This window comes from Streptomyces albiflavescens, assembly GCF_014645835.1.
GTDB lineage: Bacteria > Actinomycetota > Actinomycetes > Streptomycetales > Streptomycetaceae > Streptomyces > Streptomyces albiflavescens.
Genome location: NZ_BMMM01000028.1, coordinates 1 through 15,522, shown reverse-complemented (window position 1 = coordinate 15,522; position 15,522 = coordinate 1). Strand labels below are relative to the sequence as shown.

Annotated in this window: 13 protein-coding genes and 1 riboswitch; of the genes, 3 read left to right on the top strand and 10 right to left on the bottom strand. The window is 70.6% G+C overall.

What is annotated here, in order from left to right:
* Positions 1 to 2 precede the first annotated feature (2 nt).
* A riboswitch (cyclic di-AMP (ydaO/yuaA leader) is annotated at positions 3 to 166 on the bottom strand.
* A gap of 183 nt (positions 167 to 349) precedes the next feature.
* Together IEY95_RS44790 and IEY95_RS44785 are read right to left on the bottom strand one after the other, a co-directional pair.
* Positions 350 to 1,309: a LysM peptidoglycan-binding domain-containing protein gene (locus tag IEY95_RS44790; RefSeq protein WP_189192067.1), complete on the bottom strand. Its 960-nt coding sequence runs from the start codon at positions 1,307 to 1,309 to the stop codon at positions 350 to 352.
* A 200-nt stretch (positions 1,310 to 1,509) separates the two neighbouring features.
* A complete protein-coding gene (locus tag IEY95_RS44785) occupies positions 1,510 to 2,796 on the bottom strand; it encodes a cytochrome P450 family protein (protein WP_189192066.1) in 1,287 nt (428 codons plus the stop codon).
* Positions 2,797 to 3,043: 247 nt separating this feature from the next.
* Here IEY95_RS44785 and IEY95_RS44780 point away from each other — a divergent pair, with 247 nt between their 5' ends.
* Positions 3,044 to 4,255, top strand: coding sequence for a globin domain-containing protein (locus IEY95_RS44780; RefSeq protein ID WP_189192065.1), 1,212 nt, complete (start codon positions 3,044 to 3,046; stop codon positions 4,253 to 4,255).
* An 87-nt stretch (positions 4,256 to 4,342) separates the two neighbouring features.
* Here IEY95_RS44780 and IEY95_RS44775 read toward each other — a convergent pair whose 3' ends face one another.
* From IEY95_RS44775 to IEY95_RS44750, 6 genes are all read right to left on the bottom strand, one after another.
* Positions 4,343 to 5,377, bottom strand: coding sequence for a nucleoside triphosphate pyrophosphohydrolase (locus tag IEY95_RS44775; RefSeq protein ID WP_189192064.1), 1,035 nt, complete (start codon positions 5,375 to 5,377; stop codon positions 4,343 to 4,345).
* 285 nt (positions 5,378 to 5,662) lie between these two features.
* On the bottom strand, positions 5,663 to 6,322 hold the full coding sequence (locus tag IEY95_RS44770) for a SurA N-terminal domain-containing protein (protein ID WP_189192063.1): 660 nt from the start codon (positions 6,320 to 6,322) through the stop codon (positions 5,663 to 5,665).
* Between the two features lie 158 nt (positions 6,323 to 6,480).
* Positions 6,481 to 7,209 carry a glycoside hydrolase domain-containing protein gene (locus IEY95_RS44765; RefSeq protein WP_189192153.1) on the bottom strand — a complete coding sequence of 243 codons (729 nt, stop codon included), beginning with the start codon at positions 7,207 to 7,209 and terminating at the stop codon, positions 6,481 to 6,483.
* A gap of 143 nt (positions 7,210 to 7,352) precedes the next feature.
* Positions 7,353 to 8,855: a serine/threonine-protein kinase gene (locus tag IEY95_RS44760; RefSeq protein WP_189192152.1), complete on the bottom strand. Its 1,503-nt coding sequence runs from the start codon at positions 8,853 to 8,855 to the stop codon at positions 7,353 to 7,355.
* 17 nt (positions 8,856 to 8,872) lie between these two features.
* Positions 8,873 to 9,484, bottom strand: a complete 612-nt coding sequence (locus tag IEY95_RS44755; RefSeq protein WP_189192062.1) for a hypothetical protein — start codon at positions 9,482 to 9,484, stop codon at positions 8,873 to 8,875.
* Between the two features lie 160 nt (positions 9,485 to 9,644).
* Positions 9,645 to 11,714, bottom strand: a complete 2,070-nt coding sequence (locus IEY95_RS44750) for an N-6 DNA methylase (protein WP_189192061.1) — start codon at positions 11,712 to 11,714, stop codon at positions 9,645 to 9,647.
* A 244-nt stretch (positions 11,715 to 11,958) separates the two neighbouring features.
* Between IEY95_RS44750 and IEY95_RS44745 the strand changes: the two genes are divergently transcribed.
* Positions 11,959 to 12,666 (top strand): Rv1352/Rv1906c domain-containing protein, encoded by a 708-nt coding sequence (locus IEY95_RS44745; RefSeq protein ID WP_189192060.1) that lies wholly within the window; start codon positions 11,959 to 11,961, stop codon positions 12,664 to 12,666.
* 145 nt (positions 12,667 to 12,811) lie between these two features.
* A complete protein-coding gene (locus IEY95_RS44740) occupies positions 12,812 to 13,561 on the top strand; it encodes a hypothetical protein (RefSeq protein WP_189192059.1) in 750 nt (249 codons plus the stop codon).
* A 93-nt stretch (positions 13,562 to 13,654) separates the two neighbouring features.
* On the opposite strand, the gene IEY95_RS44735 is transcribed toward IEY95_RS44740, so the two are convergent.
* Together IEY95_RS44735 and IEY95_RS44730 are read right to left on the bottom strand one after the other, a co-directional pair.
* Positions 13,655 to 14,398, bottom strand: coding sequence for a GNAT family N-acetyltransferase (locus IEY95_RS44735; RefSeq protein WP_189192058.1), 744 nt, complete (start codon positions 14,396 to 14,398; stop codon positions 13,655 to 13,657).
* A gap of 263 nt (positions 14,399 to 14,661) precedes the next feature.
* The gene (locus tag IEY95_RS44730) at positions 14,662 to 15,399 is read right to left on the bottom strand and encodes an HNH endonuclease family protein (RefSeq protein WP_373294676.1); all 738 of its coding nucleotides are present in this window, start codon (positions 15,397 to 15,399) and stop codon (positions 14,662 to 14,664) included.
* Positions 15,400 to 15,522 lie beyond the last annotated feature (123 nt).

The window sequence follows — 15,522 nt, the reverse complement described above, 5'->3', positions numbered from 1 at the left end:
AGAGATCCCCTCACCGACGCCTGCGAGGTGAGCTGTCGGGTTCGGGCGGGTGAGTGCCCGGTCGTACGCCACTGGCGCACGGCTTCACCCCAAGCCACACCCCGTCAACTACCGGGCGTGGCGCTTACCTTGGGTCCCCCGCTCCTGCCTACGGCGCTTGACGCGTCGACTGTTCCCGTACGGCCGCTGGCAGGATTCGGCGTTGCGACCGCCGGGGCCCGCTGTGGCGAGCGGTGACGACCGTAGGCATGCGAACGGTCGAATTCCAAAAACGATCAGGGCTTCTGAGACTCATGTCTCACTCGCGCCAAACCGGACATTCCGCAGCGAACCGTGACGCGAACTCCCGCTACTTTTCGCCCGATTCAGCATCAACTGCAAGCCTCTGACCGGGGAGGATGAGGTCGGGATCGGTGCCGACCGCGTGCTTGTTCTCGGTGTACAGCTCGGCCCATCCGCCCTTGAGGTCAAGGGAGTCGGCGATGGTCCAGAGACTGTCTCCAGCGCGCACGACGTAGGAACTGTCGCCGGCGTCACGGGAGGCGTCGGAGCCGCGCGAGGCGTGCCGCCCGGAAGTACCGTCCGTACGACCGTCGGTCGCGCCCTCTGTCGCGTCCTCGTCGGCATTGCCGCCACGGTGGCGCCCGGCACCGGACGTCGCGCTGTCGGACGCAGCCGAAGAGCTGTCGTTCTGACCGGACTTGTCCGACTCGTCGCTCTCGGCCTTGTCTGTATCCGAGCTGTGCGAACCCTGCGAGGTGTCGGACTTCGTGGCATTCCCGGTCTCACCCGAGGAGGCGTCGGACGAGGAGTCGGAGCGCGAATCGGATGAGTCGGATGAACCAGACTCATGAGACGACCTGGACGAGTCGGACGAATCAGAAGAACTCGACGAGTCGTTCGCCACGCCCGTGTCGACCTCGACCGAGCCCGAGTGCTTGCTGAGCCCGGAGAGCGGTCCACAGGTGGGCCAGGCGGCGAGGCCCTGGTCGTCGAGGAGCTTCTCGGCGACGGCTATCTGCTGCGAGCGGCTGGCCTGGTCGGCGCTCGGGGCGTACTTGAGGCCGCCGTACGACTCCCAGTTCTCCTGGGTCAACTGCAGCCCGCCGTAGTACCCGTTGCCGTCACTGGCGCTCCAGGCGCCACCGCTCTCACACTCCGCGACCCGGTCCCAGGTGGTGCCGTCGGCCGCACTCGCGCTGGTGGCGCCGAGCAACGGGATCGCGATGGCCGATCCGGTCACTCCTGCGGCGACGATGAGGGCCGGGGCCTGACGGGGGCGACGATGACGGCCGTTCCCGGAGAGCATGCGGAAGCCTTTCGCGTGACAGCAGGTGACGACAGTCGCTTCCGCGACTGCAGCGACGGATGAGCCGCGTTGACGATTGAACGTATCCGCACTCGAACGCTTGTCACAAGTCGATGCAGCGTAGATCACGTGAAGATCACAAAGTTGATGGACCGTCATCTTTTCCCTGCTGAGCGGCCATTCCCCCGCACGCCTTGCCCTTATGGACGGGACAAGTCAAGCGGAGGCGTGAACTCCACGGGAAGCGTACGCAATCCGCGCATAATGAGCCCGCCGCGCCAGCGCAAATCGGCCGAATCTCCCGCGAGTTGGAGATCAGGGAGACGGGTCAGCAGGGTGGCGAGCGCGGTCTGGCCCTCCAGACGGGCGAGCGGCGCGCCAAGGCAGTAATGGATGCCGTGGCCGTACCCGAGGTGTTGGTTGTCACGCCGCGAGAGGTCGAGCGTGTCCGGATGCTGGAACCGCTCGGGGTCACGGTCCGCTGCCGCCAGTACGACGAGGACGGGGTCGCCGGGCGCGATGTCCTGCCCCCCGATCCGGACCGCCTCGGTCGCGAACCGCCACGTGGCCAGTTCGACGGGGCCGTCGTACCGCAGCAGCTCCTCGACGCCGGTTTCGAGCAGTCCGGTCTCCTCGGCGGCGAGGGAGGCCTGCAGGCGCTGTCGCTGCTCGGGGTGGGTGAGGAGGGCGTAGGTGCCGTTCCCGATGAGATTGACGGTCGTCTCGAAGCCGGCGAACAGCAGGATGAAGGCCATGGCGGCGGCCTCGTTCTCGGTGAGGTGCTCGCCGTGGTCGGAGGCGCGGATGAGCCCGGAGATGAGGTCCTCGCCGGGGGCGGGCTCGTCCGGGAGCAGTTCCCGCTTGCGGTGGATGAGTTCGGCCAGATAGCCCCGCATCTTCTTGACGGACCGCGCCACACCGCCCCTCGGTCCTCCCCCGTGCCGGATCATCATCCCCGCCCAGTCCCGGAAGTCGTCCTGGTCCTCACGGGGGACGCCCAGCAGGTCGCAGATGGCGTAGATGGGGAGCGGGAAGGCGAAGTCGTGGATGAGATCGGCGGAGCCCTTGTCGGCGAACTGGTCGATCAGGTGGTCCGTGAGTTCCTGCACACGCGGCGCGAACTCGGCCACGCGCCGGGGCGTGAACGCCTTGCTGACCAGCCGCCGCAGCCGGGTGTGGTCCGGCGGATCGATGTTCAGCAGATGCGTCATCAACTCTGCCTTGCGCTCACCGGGGATACCGGTCTTCCCCTTCGCATGCGCGGGCTCGTCGTGATGGGCGGGGTTCTTGGACAGCCGCGCGTCCGCGAGCGCCTGCTTGGCATCCACATACCGGGTGACCAGCCAGGCCTCCACCCCACTGGGCAGCCGGGTCCTGTGCACGGGGGCGTGCTCCCTGAGCCAGGCGTACGCCGGGTAGGGGTTGGTGGCGAACTCCCAGGTGAAGAGTTCGGGGGCGGTGCTGGGGGGCTGGGGCTGGTCGGTCACTCCATGACGGTATCCGGAGGGGGCTCGGATGCCTTGTTCGACCAGTGGTGGGCCCAGGGGGAGAGGAGGAGACCGGCGAGGGCGCCCGCCGCCTGTCGGTTGCCCCTGTCCACCTCTCCTTGCGCCCGCACACCCAGGAGCAACGGTACTCAGCCACGCTCTCCCCGGCCCCGCACGCTTCACCCGGACTGTCCGTAAATCACCTGCTGTTTGACTCCGTGGCTCGACGACTCCCTACATTCGCGCCGTGGACCCCGAAATACTCAGATCCAGCTTCGCGGTCGTCGAGAGACGGGCCGAGTTCGCGGTCAAGTACTTCTACTCGCACCTGTTCCGGCACCACCCGGAGATCCGAGGGCTGTTTCCGCTGGACTTCCCTGGGGACATGGAGCGGCAGCGGGACAGGCTGTTCGCGGCGCTCACCCATGTGATGGAGCGGCTGGAGGATCCGGGGCTGCCGAGGTATTTACGGGAGCTGGGGAAGGACCACCGGAAGTATCGGGCGGAACCGGAGCACTACGCCGCCGTGGGGGCGAGTCTCATCGCCGCGTTCGCCGTCGTCGCGGGGTCGGCGTGGAACGCGGAGGTCGAGAAGGCCTGGGGCGAGGCGTACGGGGCGATCACGAATGTGATGCTGCAGGGCGCGTGGGAGGCACAGCAGCACGGCGAACCGCCTTGGTGGGACGCCGAGGTGACCGCCCGGACGCGGCACGGCGACGACCTCGTCGTCCTGACCGTGCGACCGCACCGCCGGCTGCGCTACTCCCCCGGCCAGTACGTCAGCGTCAACGTCCCCCACCTGCCGGGCATTTGGCGGCCCTACTCGCTGGCCAACGCACCTCGCGCCGACCACACCGTCGACCTGCACATCAGCCGGGTCGAGGACGGCCTCCTCTCCACCGCCCTCGTCCGGCAGACCCGAAAAGGCGACGTCCTGCGGCTGGGCGCGCCCGGCGGCGAGCTGACCCTGCGCACGCCCGTGGAACGGCCCCTCACCCTCATCGCGGCCGGCACGGGATGGGCGCCCGTGAAGGCTCTGCTGGAACAGCTCGACGACACATACGAGGCCCGGCTGTTCCTCGTCGCCCGCGACACCTCGTACCTGTACGACCGGGGCGCCGTCGAGCGCCTGCGGGCCCGGCTTCCCCGGCTCGCCGTCACCTTCATCACCCCCGCGCCCGGCCGGCCCAAGGCCCAGGCGACCGAACGGCTACTCACCGCGCTGGGCAACCGCGCCGGCTGGACCCGGCACGACGTCTATCTCGCCGGTCCGCCCAAGCTCGTCGAAGAGATCGGCGAGACCCTGCCCTCTTTCGGCACGCCGACGGAGCGGATCTTCCACGACGTCCTGGCACCGAGCGGCCAGGGGAACCCTCGGCCGGTGGGCGCTGCGGAGTGGCTCCTCGACCGTCCACAGCCGAGCTGGCACAACCCGTCGAGCCGCGCACCGCAGGTGTAACTCCGGCCCGCCCGCCCCGGCTCCCTCGATCGTCGGGCCTCCGGCTCTCGCCCGCCCCTTCCGCCCGGCCCCTCAGGCGCCCGGCCCTCAGTCCTCCGCGTCCGCCCCCGAAGACCCCTCCGCCGCCCGGATCGCGTCCCGGTACGCCCGTGCCGCCGCCCGCAGCGCCGCCTCCGGGTCCACGCCCTCGGCCTCGGCGCGCGCGGCTGTCCGGAGCAGCTCGTACCCGACGCCCTCACCCCGTGGCAGCTCGACGTCAAGTCCCGCCGTCCGCACCCGGGATGCCAGCTTCGCCGCCAGCGCCAGGCCCGGCTGGCCCAGCGGGATGCCCTCCGTCACGGACGTGCGCCGCTTCTCCACCGCCTTGGTGCGCAGCCAGTGCTCCTTGACCTCCTCGGGGGTGGTGGCCGTCTCGTCCCCGAAGACGTGCGGGTGGCGGTGGATGAGCTTGGCCACGATGCCGCCCGCCACGTCGTCGATGGAGAAGGGCGCGTCCTCGTCCTCCTCGGCGATACGGGCGTGGAAGACGACCTGGAGCAGGACGTCGCCGAGCTCCTCGCGCAGCTCGTCCCGGTCGCCCTCCTCGATCGCCTCGACCAGTTCGTACGCCTCCTCGATGCCGTACTTCGCCAGGCCCTTGTGGGTCTGCTGGGACGACCAGGGGCACTCGGCGCGGATGCGGTCCATGACCTGGACGAGGTCGAGGAGGCGGGCGCCCGGCAGGTCGTACGAGGCGGGGAGCAGCTCCAGGTCCGGCATCTGTATACGGCCGGAGCCGGCCAGGCGGGCCAGGCCGTCGGTGAGCCGCGGCTCGCCCTCGCCGGTGGCGACGACGACCAGGGTGCGGCCGCCCGCGCACGCGTCGACCAGCTCCTGGGCGGTCGGGGACGCCTCGTCGACGGTGATGCCCGCCTCGCGCAGATAAGGCAGCTGCGGGTGAGCGCCGTCCGCGCACAGAACCTGGTCGGCACCGCGGAGCGCCTGCCAGGCCGGCCAGGAGAGCAGCCCGGGCGCCACCCGGTGGCTGGTGGTGAGCAGCACGATACGGCCGGGGTCGGTGGAGGTGGCGGGGGCGTCGGGGCCGGTCGCGTCCGGGGCGCCGTCGAAGCTGGTTGCGTTCACCCCTCGAACGTAACCCACACCACCGACAGCCCCAGTAGTTATCCACAGGCTGGGCGGTCGACCGTCGGCGCACGAAGCGGACGGACGGGGAGCGTCGTACGACTGCCGGACGGGACCGCCGCACGGCTCCCGGACGGGGAGCGTCGTACCACTGCCGGACGGGATGGCCGTATCACTGCCTGGTCCGGGACCGCATCACTGCCTGGTCCGGGACCGCCGTCCGGCTCTCTCCGCGAGCCGCCCGGCCGAACCGTTTATCCACAGCCCCCGCGCCCGCGCAGGCCGTTACGTCGTCTGCTGGGTCCCCGCCGCGGTGACCTCCCGCAGCCACGGCGTCTTCGCGTCGACGCGGCTGCTCTTCCGGACGTCCCAGGCGCCGTAGCGCGGGTTCAGGGCGACGTGGAGATCCTTGGAGGCGACGGACATCGCCTTCCAGAAGGTGGCCTTGCCCTCGGTGGTGTTCATGTCGACGCCGAGCGTGGCGGCCAGCTTCTGCGCCTCGACCTCGGTGCGCAGGCTGTCGTCGAGGTGCGCGGGTGCCACTCCGTAGTTCTGCAGCCAGGCCGTCTCCAGCGCCTGCGCGCCGCCCGCCTGCTGTTCGAGGGAGGCCCGCATCTGTTGGGTGTCCTTGCGGGTCACGCCGACGCCCGCGTTCTTCGCGGCCCGGTCCAGGACCCGGTCCAGGACCATGCCGTGCAGGGTGTCGCGGGCGAGCGTGCCGGTCCTGGCCACGGTCTGCTCGTACTGGGCCTCGTCCTTGGTGGCGGCCTTCTGCGCCGCGCGCACCTCGTTCACCCGACTCTCCAGTTGCGCGACCGTGATCCGCTGACCGCCCACGACGGCCGCGGCGCCTGGATGCGCGTCGCTGCCGCACGCGGTGAGGAGAGGGGCCGCGGCGACGAGCGCGGCGGAGAGGACGAGCGCGGTGCGACGGCGGCGGTGCAAGGAAGCCTCCCGAGGAGATTGTGCGACGGTGCACAAAGTCTTGCGGTGATCGATGGTAGGCAGTGGCCCAGCTCTCGGCCACCCTTTCGACCAACGATTCGCGCAGCCTTCAGGCACCGTCGCACCATCACATCGCCGTCATCCGCGTCACACCGGCATCAGCCCGTGATCGCCACCGGCGCGTCCCACGCGTCCCGGTCCACGGTGATCGTGTAACCGCCGCGCGACTCCTTGCTGTTCACCAGGTACTGGCGGGCGCGGCTGTGGTTCGTGAACTGGGTGGCGCCGAACGGCCAGTCCGCGGTCGTGGTGTTCTGCTTGTCCCACAGCGCGTACCAGAGGTTGCCCGGCAGGTCGGTCTTGTCGGTCGCGTTCGCGACGGCCTTGGCGCTGGAGCTGGTGACGCCGTAGTAGCCGGTGCGGTACGTCTTCGCGTGCAGCGCCTTGTCGAAGGCGCGGACATAGGTCAGCACGCCGTTGTTGCAGGCCGTGTTCGTCGTGTCGTACGCCTCCATGTCCAGGTAGATCGGGCTGCCGGCCTTCATGCCGAGCGCGGCGGCCTTGGCGACCGCGTCCGCGCCGTCCGTGGCACCGAGCGAGGCTGCGGTGGTGGCGGTGAGCTTCTCGGGGCTGGACCCGGTCTGGCAGGACGGCTGGGCACCGACGTACAGGGGGATGAGCTTCCAGCCGGCCGCGGTGACCGACTTCACCCAGGACGCGGTCAGGTTGGGCTGGCTGCAGCCGCGGTTCTTGCCGCCGACGTAGACGGCCGCGGCGCCGTAGAAGCCGGTGTTCCAGGCCTTCATAGCGGACAGCGAGGGCGCGGCACAGGTGTCGAAGGCGTGCCCGGTGAAGGTCCGCTGCGCGGGCCACGTGGTGGCGGCCATCGAGGTCTGCGCGGCGATCCCGGCTCCGGCGACCACGGCGGCACCGGCCGCGGCCCATGGCTTGATCACCACAAGCTTCGGCCAAGGTGGCGCAAAACCTGCGGTCCGGACCCGCGGTCCGGTGCTGCGGTCCGGCGCCGTGGTCAGCCTCGCACCTGTCCCAGCCACTGCAACGTCCGCCGGATCTCCGCCACCATCGGGTGTCCGGGGCCGCGCAGCCGCTCCACGTCGTGCAGCAGCCTGGCCAGCGTGTCGTGCGCGGCGCCCCGGTCGCCGAGGGCGAGCAGCAAGTGACCTATGCGGCGCCGGACTTCGAGGGAGATCTCGGGATCCCCTGCGACGTACTGGTTCTCGTAGTACGGCAGCAGCGCACGGTACTCCGCGAGCGCCGCGGCGGGTTCGCCGAGCTGCTCCAGGCACTGGGCCGCCTCGTAGCGGAAGCGCAGAGACTGTGGGTCGGCCTGGCCGGCCTCGGCGGCGCGTTCGTCGGCGAGACGGCGCAGTTCGGGCAGCGCGCGCCGGTACTGGCCGTCGTCCATGAGCGTGGCGGCGTACTGCTTGCGCAGGGTGCGTACGACGGGCGAGTGCTCGCCGTGTTCGGCCGCGGCCGCCGGAAGGATCGAACCCAGGATGTCGACGGCCTGCGTGATACGCCCCTCGCCGAGCAGCCGCTTGACCTCGTCGACGGCGCCCGCGACATCGGCCTTCTCCACGGCGGGCGCCGCCTGCGGCTGGGGCGCGGGCGTGCGCGCCCGGTCCGGCCACGGGGCGTGCGGGCGCAGGAAGGGGCGCGTGGGGTCGAGCGGGGCACCGGTGGGCATACCGCGCGCGGGCAGCAGCGGAAGCAGTTGCTCGTACGTCTCCTGCGCGGAGCCCGGCCGGTGCTGCGGGTCCTTGGAGAGCAGGCGCAGCACCAGACCCTCCAGCGCGGGCGGCACCTCGGGGCGCAGCCGACGCACCGGGAGCGGCGGCTCGTAGAGGTGGCGGTGCAGCACACCGAGCGCGGTCGAGCCGGAGAACGGCACGTCTCCGCTGAGGAGTTCATGCAGCAGTACGCCGAGTGCGTACAGGTCGGTGTACGGGCCGACCGCGCCGCCCATCGCCTGCTCGGGGGCCATGTAGGCGGGCGACCCGATGGGCGAGCCGGTGTGGGTGAGCCGGGTCGTGTCGGTGTCCATGACGGAGGCGACACCGAGGTCGAGGACGGTGACCGTGCCGTCCTGCTTGACCATCACGTTCCGCGGTTTCAGATCGCGGTGCACGATCGGCACGGCGTGCACGGCGCTGAGCACCGCGCACAGTTGCGCGGCGACCGCGACCGCCCACGGCCAGGGGTACGGGTCGTGTTCGGCGAGGTGGTCGGAGAGGTCGGCCCCGTCCACGTACTGCATGACGAGGAACAGCTCCTCGCCCTCGCTACCCGCGTCGTGAACCGTGACCAGGCCGGGGTGGTCGACCTGTGCGGTGACGCGGCACTCGCGCACGAAGCGGCGGCGCAGCTCGTCGGCCTCCTGGCCCGCGACCTTGTCGGGGCGCAGCAGCTTGACGGCGACACGCCGGTCGAGGCGCTGGTCGTAGGCCGTCCAGACCTGGCCCATGCCGCCCTGCCCGATCAGCGTGGACAGTTCATACCGGTTCGCGATCATGCGCCCCGTTGCCACGCTCACCTGCCGTCCCTGCCGCCGTCGTAGTGGCCGTCGCGCTTGCGGAGATAGTCACTGAGCTCGTCGAGTTCGGCACGCACCTGGTCGATCCGCGCGGGCGCGGGGCGCTGCGGGGGCGGCGGCACGGGGGTGTGCGGCGCGGGGGTGTGCGGCGCGGGAGCGGGGGGTGTCACCGGCGTCTGCGGGTGCGTCGCCGCGTACGGCGACGGGGGCTGCGGGTAGACGTAGTTCGCGGCCGGGGCCTGGGGCGGCAGATAGACCATGGGGTAGAGCCGGTGGTAGTGGCGTATGTCGGCGTACAGGTAGTGACCGACGCAGGCCGCGGCGTTCAGCAGCAGGATGATCATGCCCACGTTGCCGTTCGGGCTGCTGAAGTCGTCGGTGTGGTCGGTGCTGAGGTAGGCGAAGCTGATGCCGAGGACCACGAGCGATCCTCCGAAGATCCACCAGTCCGCACGCCGGTGGGTCACGATCGCCGCCCTGAGCGGCGCCACCCACGCCAGGAATCCGATGCTGAGGATCGGCACTGCCACGAAGATCACGCGCAGCACGACCAACGCTCCGGTCGAGGGTCGCTTCGGCGGAGGCGGCGCGTAGCCGTGGCCTTGCATGGCTGCTCCTGGAGGCCTGATGAGGACGGACGTACGAGTTAGTCCGAGCGTATAGGCCGACAAGGACAACCGGTCCCGGGTTGTACCGAACCGTTGTCGTGCTGATCACTTCACGCGCCTCGGCGGGTTTTCGGGGGCTTCCCCGGAAGCCCCCGTTCCGTCAGAGCGGCGCGACCGTCCCGTCCGTCAGACCGTCGTACATGCCACGCACCAACTGCTCGCCGAGCCGGCCCGCACGCCGGAGCGCGTCCTCGAACTCGGCCAGCGCGCGAAAGCGTTCGCCGTACTCGCGCTGCTCATCCAGCGGCAGCCGGGGCAGCTGGAGGCGACGCACGTCGAGCCGGGTGGCGGTGGACGCGTAGCTGCTGGCCTGGCGGTTGTTGGCGGTGCCGCGCAGGAAGCCGGCCAGGAACCAGGGGTCGAGGGCGGCCGGGTCGGGGCGCAGCAGCGTGAGGTTGCGCCCCAGGGCGGCGCCCGCCGTGTTCTCGTCGACCACGCGCGCGATGGAGCCGCCGCCGAGCACGGGAACGACGACATCGCCCGTCTCGACCAGCACGGCTTCGTCCTCCCCTTCGGGAAGCGTCCCGGACGGCGCGGTTCCGGCGAGCACATCGTGGTCGGTGAGCACGGGCACGCGCGCGGGGGCCCCGTTTCCGCCCGTACGCAGCAGGAGCGCGCCCCCGCGCGCGAGTTCGCCGACGGTGATGAGCGGCCAGCGCACGGGCTGTGCGGGCTGCGTCTCGGGGGGCGTGAGGTCGGCGGTCAGGCGCAGGGTCTCGCCGAGCCGCTCGCGTACGTCCGCGAGCTGCTCGGTGCCGCCCCCCGCGGCGGCCGGCGGCAGATGGCGCGCGGGGGCCAGGTCGACGTCGTCGTCGAGGAGTTCGATGACGGGCACCGCGCGGCTGAACCCCGGCTCCTCCCGCGCGCTGCCGGTGCGCTCGAAGGGCCGCCAGGCGTCGAGAACCGCGGTGCGGACGGCCTGCCAGTCCAGGCCACCGCGGCCTCCCCCAAGCTCTCGGCTGCGCTCGAGCAGGGAGGTACCCCCACCGGCCAGCGCTCCGGTGTCGACGAGCAGCAACTCGGGCTGCGCAGGCGCCTTTTCGGGGCGGCGCAGCACCCAGATGTGCAGCGGAATGTTGTACGGAGGTGCCGCGCCGATCGGCAGAGCGATCACGGCACGCAGCGCGCCGCGGCGCAGCAGGTCGGCGCGGATACGGCGGCCCGAGCGGCGGGAGGCGGCGGCCGGGGGCATCAGCACGACGGCGCTGCCACCGTCCTTGAGGTGGGCCAACGCATGCTGCACCCACGCCAGTTCGGATTCGGTGCGGGCCGGGAAGCCGTACTCCCAGCGGGCGTCGTAGGCGAGTTCGTCGTGGCCCCAGTTGCGCTCGTTGAACGGCGGGTGACACAGGACGACGTCGGCCTGGAGCGTGGGATGCGCGTCGGCGCGCAGGGTGTCCCCGGCGGCGGTGCGGACGGCGGCCTTTCCCTGGAGGGCGAGCCGCAGCGCGGAGAGGGCCGCCAGCTCGGGGGCGCTGTCCTGGCCGTACAGCTCCTGGTCCGGCTTGGGCGCCACGGCCCGCAGGAGCGCACCGGTGCCGCACGCCGGATCGAGCGACGTCCGCGCCGGCCCCGCGAGCTCGGCCATCAACGCGGCGAGGTCACCCGGGGTGAGTGTGTACTGCCGCGGGTTGTTGTCGAGGTGCCGCCCCAGCAGGAACTCATATGTCTGCCGCGCGCCCGATTCGGCGGCGAGCTCGGCGGCGCCGCGCAGGAGCGGGGCGGAGGGGAGGAGCTCAGGGCCGGTCGGGGTGTTCACAGCGCGCTCGCGGGGCGCTCCGAAGCGGGGGGTGATCACCTGGTCGAGCGCGGCGGGCAACAGGGCGGCCAGGCGCTCGTCGGAGCCCGCGCTCAGCTCCAGCCAGTCGGTGGGGCGGTCATGGATGAGCAGGAGGGCGCAGCCGGCGTGCACGAGGGCGGTGACGGGACCCTCGGGGTGTCCGGCGAGCTGCTGCCAGACGCGTTCGCGCAGCGGGACCTCGGCGAGTTTTCCCTGGTCGCGCAGCCAGGCCTCGACTTCGGCGAGCGCGAAGGAGGGGCTGGTCTCGGTGCCGCCGACCGGCTTGGGGAAGTCGGCGTGGCGGCGACGCCAGTTGCTGACGGCGGCGCGGCCGACCCCGGCGAGTCGAGCGATCCCCGCAGCGGTCACCTCTGTCGCGTTGTCCTGCACCGCCCGGCTCCCCTCGTCCTGGCCTGTGACGCCTGGTGGCGCCCTCCTGGTCTGTGACGTCGAGCATACCGACGTACGCAAGATCTACCGCTTCACAGGCGTGTACACAACCTTCCCCGTGAATCGTGTTGACTCGGTTCACACACTCTGTTCTTATTGACCCATCGAACGGGCAAGACGCCGGAACGACCCGGCCGTTGAGCCTGTTCGCGGAATCTGTCCACAGCCAGGGGAGGGCACAGACATGGGCATCAAGGTCAAGGTGGGGCTGGGGGCCGTGGTCGGCATCGTCGTCATCGGTGTCGTATCGGCGAACGCAGGCAACAACGGCGACAGCGGTTCCGGCGACAAGGGCAAGGACACCTCCGCCTCCGCCGATCGCGAGTCCGGCAAGAAGGCCGACGCGAAGGTCGACGCCAAGACGGGCGACAAGGCGGACAAGGCCGAGAAGAAGGTCGCCTTCAAGGGGGACGGCGACTTCCAGGTCGGCACGGACATCAAGCCCGGCACCTACCGGACCACGGGCAACGCCGACGACATGTGCTACTGGGAGCGCGCCAAGGACGCCTCGGGCGAGCTCGACTCTCTCATCGCCAACGACAATGTCAGCGGCACCAGTTACGTGACCATCAAGGCCGGCGACAAGCTCTTCAAGTCCACCGGCTGCAAGGACTGGGAGGCCGTCGACACGAAGGCGTCCGGTTCACCGGCCTCGCAGATGAAGGGCGACGGCGGTATGTACAGAGTCGGCGCGGACATCGCTCCCGGCACCTACAAGTCCACCGGCAACACCGACGACTCCTGCTACTGGGAGCGCGCCAAGGACGCCACGCACTCCATGAACTCGATCGTGGCCAACAACAACGTGACCGGCACGGCCGTCGTCACCATCAGCGCCAGTGACGGCTACTTCAAGACCTCGGGCTGCGGGGACTGGAAGAAGACCGGCTGAGGCCGGCGCCGCCCGAACCCGCCGCCTTCATCCACCCGCCGCACCCCCACCTCTCCCCCGCTTCTCCCCCACTGCTCCCCCCCATTTCTCCCCCTCCGCTCCCCTCACGCGTCTTCACCACCTCACATCACTTCAAGGAACTCTCATGCGTCGCACCGCACTTGCCGCCCTCTGCCTCGCCGTCGCGGCCACCACGGGCCTCACCGGCTGTCTGCCCGGCGAGAACAAGGCGGACAGCAAGCCGAAGGGCCCGTTCGCCGGGCTGACCGGGGGCGAAATCGCCGACCGCACCGTGAAGGCCACCACGGGCGCCACCTCGCTCCGCATGAAGGGCGACGTCCCCGACGACGAGGACGGCGGCACCATCCGGGTCGACATGGCTCTCAACAAGAAGGGCGAGTGCGCCGGCACGATGAGCATGGCCGGCCAGGGCAAGGCCGATCTCATCAAGACCGGCGACACCGTCTACATGAAGTACGACGAGGCGTTCCTGCGCGCCCAGAGCAAGGGCGAGTCCAAGGCCGACACCGACGCGGCCGTGGCCATGCTGGCCGGCAAGTGGACCAAGATGTCCGCGACCGGCTCCGACGCCAAGGACATCGCGAGCTTCTGCGACCTCGACACGGTGCTCGGCGGTGCGGAGGACGTGAACTCCGATGCCACCCGCGGCAAGACCACCACCGTCGGCGGCACCCCGGCGATCATCCTTCACGAGAAGGACGGCAAGGACCGCTACACCCTCTACGTCGCCACCGAGGGCAAGCCCTATCTGCTGCGGGTCGACAGCAGCTCCGCCAAGGACCCCGGCACACTCACCTTCAGCGAGTACGAAAAGCCGGTCCCGGCCAAGACCCCCGCGGGCAAGATCCTCGACCTGGACAAGCTGGGGGCCTGAGAGCCCACCTGCCACAAGCCATACGTCTCACAGGCCACGCGCCTCACAGGCCACGCGCCTCAGGGGCCATACGTTCCACGCCATACGTCGAGCTCATAGGGTGTGCCGCACCCACACATTGGGCTCGACGTATACGGCGTATCCGCGCCTCGCTTCGCAGTGCACCGGCACCAGCGCGCCGGGCACCTCGACGAGGCCCTCCGTGTCGAAGGGCAGCCCCGTCCATGCGCGCCACTCCTCCAGCGAGGCCGCGACCGTCATGGACGCCGGCGCCACCGCCTCGATGACGCCGCCCGCCCGGATGTGGACGCGCAGCCACGGGTCGTGCGGCAGCCCGTCGGCCCGCTCCCGGAACGCGTACTCCTCCATCGGGGTGCGTGGTTCCAGGTGCTTGGCGCTGGGGCGGACGGGGGCGACGACCTCGGCGAAGCCGTGAGCTCGGGCGTTGTCCCGCATCGCGGAGAGCATCCGGGCCGACAGCCCGCCGCCCTGGGCGTGCGGGGCGACGACGATCGAGATGGCACTCACCGTGTCGGGCGGTGTGCCGCGGCGCCGGTCGGCGAACGCCCAGGCCAGTACCTGGTCCCAGCCCCGCGCGGGCAGTTCGCCCCGGTCCTCGTCCGCGAGGGCGAACGGCACGCTGTAGGCGTGGGCGACCACGCGGCCGTGCTCGTCCTCGGCGAACAGCACGTACTCCGGAAGTTCGGTGGCGATCCGGCCGTAGTGTGTGTCACCCACCGGGTCCTGGAGCAGGAACTCCGGCCAGCTGTTGGTCATCCGGACCACGTGCCCGAGCATCTCGGGACGTTCGGCGAGACTTGACACCTTCAGCTGCATGTCACTCACAGTAGGCGTGGACCCGGCCCGGGTGAAACGGTTTTGCCGTGTCAGCCTCAATGCGGCAGCGACGTGGGTCCGCGCTGGTTCGGTGGCTTGCCGATATCGGCGTCAGGGCGAGCGGACACGGCATGGGGGAACAATGGCGGCCAGTCGGCGCCTAGGGGGTTTCTGATGGATCTCCGCGGCGTCGCGCCGCCCGGCACGCCGCGAGCACGCACCGAACGCCGCTCCTTCTTCCACGGAGATCCATCAGAAACCCCCTAGTTCGCGTGGAACCGCTTGGGCGCCTGTGTCGGGTTGCCACCCGAGGGAAGTTTCTGGCCGGGGCAGCCCGAGAGCACCTTCTTCATGGCGGCCTTCTCCGCGGCGGTGACCCACAGCCCGTACTTCTTCTTCACGGCCACCTGCGCGGCGACATAGGTGCAGCGGTACGCCTTGTTGGGCGGGAGCCAGGTGGCTGTGTCGCCGTCGCCCTTGCTGCGGTTGGCGCTGGCGCCGACGGCACGGAGGTTGAGCGGGTCGTTGGCCAGCGCTATTCGCTTGCTCGCGTCCCAGTACTTGGCGCCCTTCTGCCAGGCGTCCGAGAGCGCGACGAGGTGGTCTATGTCCACCAGGCTGCGGCCGCGGGCGAAGGCCACGTCCTGACCCCCGTACGGATCCGGGGAGAGGATCCCGGAGCTCACCTTGCACGTTCCGTCGCTGAACTTCACGTCCTTCAGATCCCGTTTGAGGATGTCGTCGCGGGTGTCGCACCGGTTCGAGTCCGTGTCGGCCCAGGCCGTGCCGAACCGCTCCCGGCTGTATCCCGTCTTCGGCGCGCGCCCCTTGACGGTCAGCGAGTCCACGGCGGCGAGGGCCGCGCCGCCGGCGGCCGACTCCTCCGGGCCCGCGGAACCCGTGGTCTCCTTCTTGCAGCCGCTGACACCGGCACCGACGACGAACACCAGCAGCGCGGCCACGGCCGCCCCACCCCTCAGACGCAGCACGGCGTCCCTCATTTCGCCTCCCCGGGTCCGCCCTGTACGGGCGCGGCCGGCGTTTCCCCTGGTCCCAAGTTGACATGCTCCTCGGGCTGAAGCCCGAGGATTCTGGCCGTCCCTGCCGGTTGCTGTGCCGCTACG

Excerpts from the sequence above, each read along its gene's own strand:
- IEY95_RS44790 (WP_189192067.1), bottom strand. The coding sequence starts at position 1,309 with ATGCTCTCCGGGAACGGCCGTCATCGTCGCCCCCGTCAGGCCCCGGCC.
- IEY95_RS44765 (WP_189192153.1), bottom strand. The coding sequence starts at position 7,209 with ATGGCCGCCACCACGTGGCCCGCGCAGCGGACCTTCACCGGGCACGCC.
- IEY95_RS44760 (WP_189192152.1), bottom strand. The coding sequence starts at position 8,855 with ATGATCGCGAACCGGTATGAACTGTCCACGCTGATCGGGCAGGGCGGC.
- IEY95_RS44755 (WP_189192062.1), bottom strand. The coding sequence starts at position 9,484 with ATGCAAGGCCACGGCTACGCGCCGCCTCCGCCGAAGCGACCCTCGACC.
- IEY95_RS44745 (WP_189192060.1), top strand. The coding sequence starts at position 11,959 with ATGGGCATCAAGGTCAAGGTGGGGCTGGGGGCCGTGGTCGGCATCGTC.
- IEY95_RS44740 (WP_189192059.1), top strand. The coding sequence starts at position 12,812 with ATGCGTCGCACCGCACTTGCCGCCCTCTGCCTCGCCGTCGCGGCCACC.
- IEY95_RS44735 (WP_189192058.1), bottom strand. The coding sequence starts at position 14,398 with ATGCAGCTGAAGGTGTCAAGTCTCGCCGAACGTCCCGAGATGCTCGGG.
- IEY95_RS44730 (WP_373294676.1), bottom strand. The coding sequence starts at position 15,399 with ATGAGGGACGCCGTGCTGCGTCTGAGGGGTGGGGCGGCCGTGGCCGCG.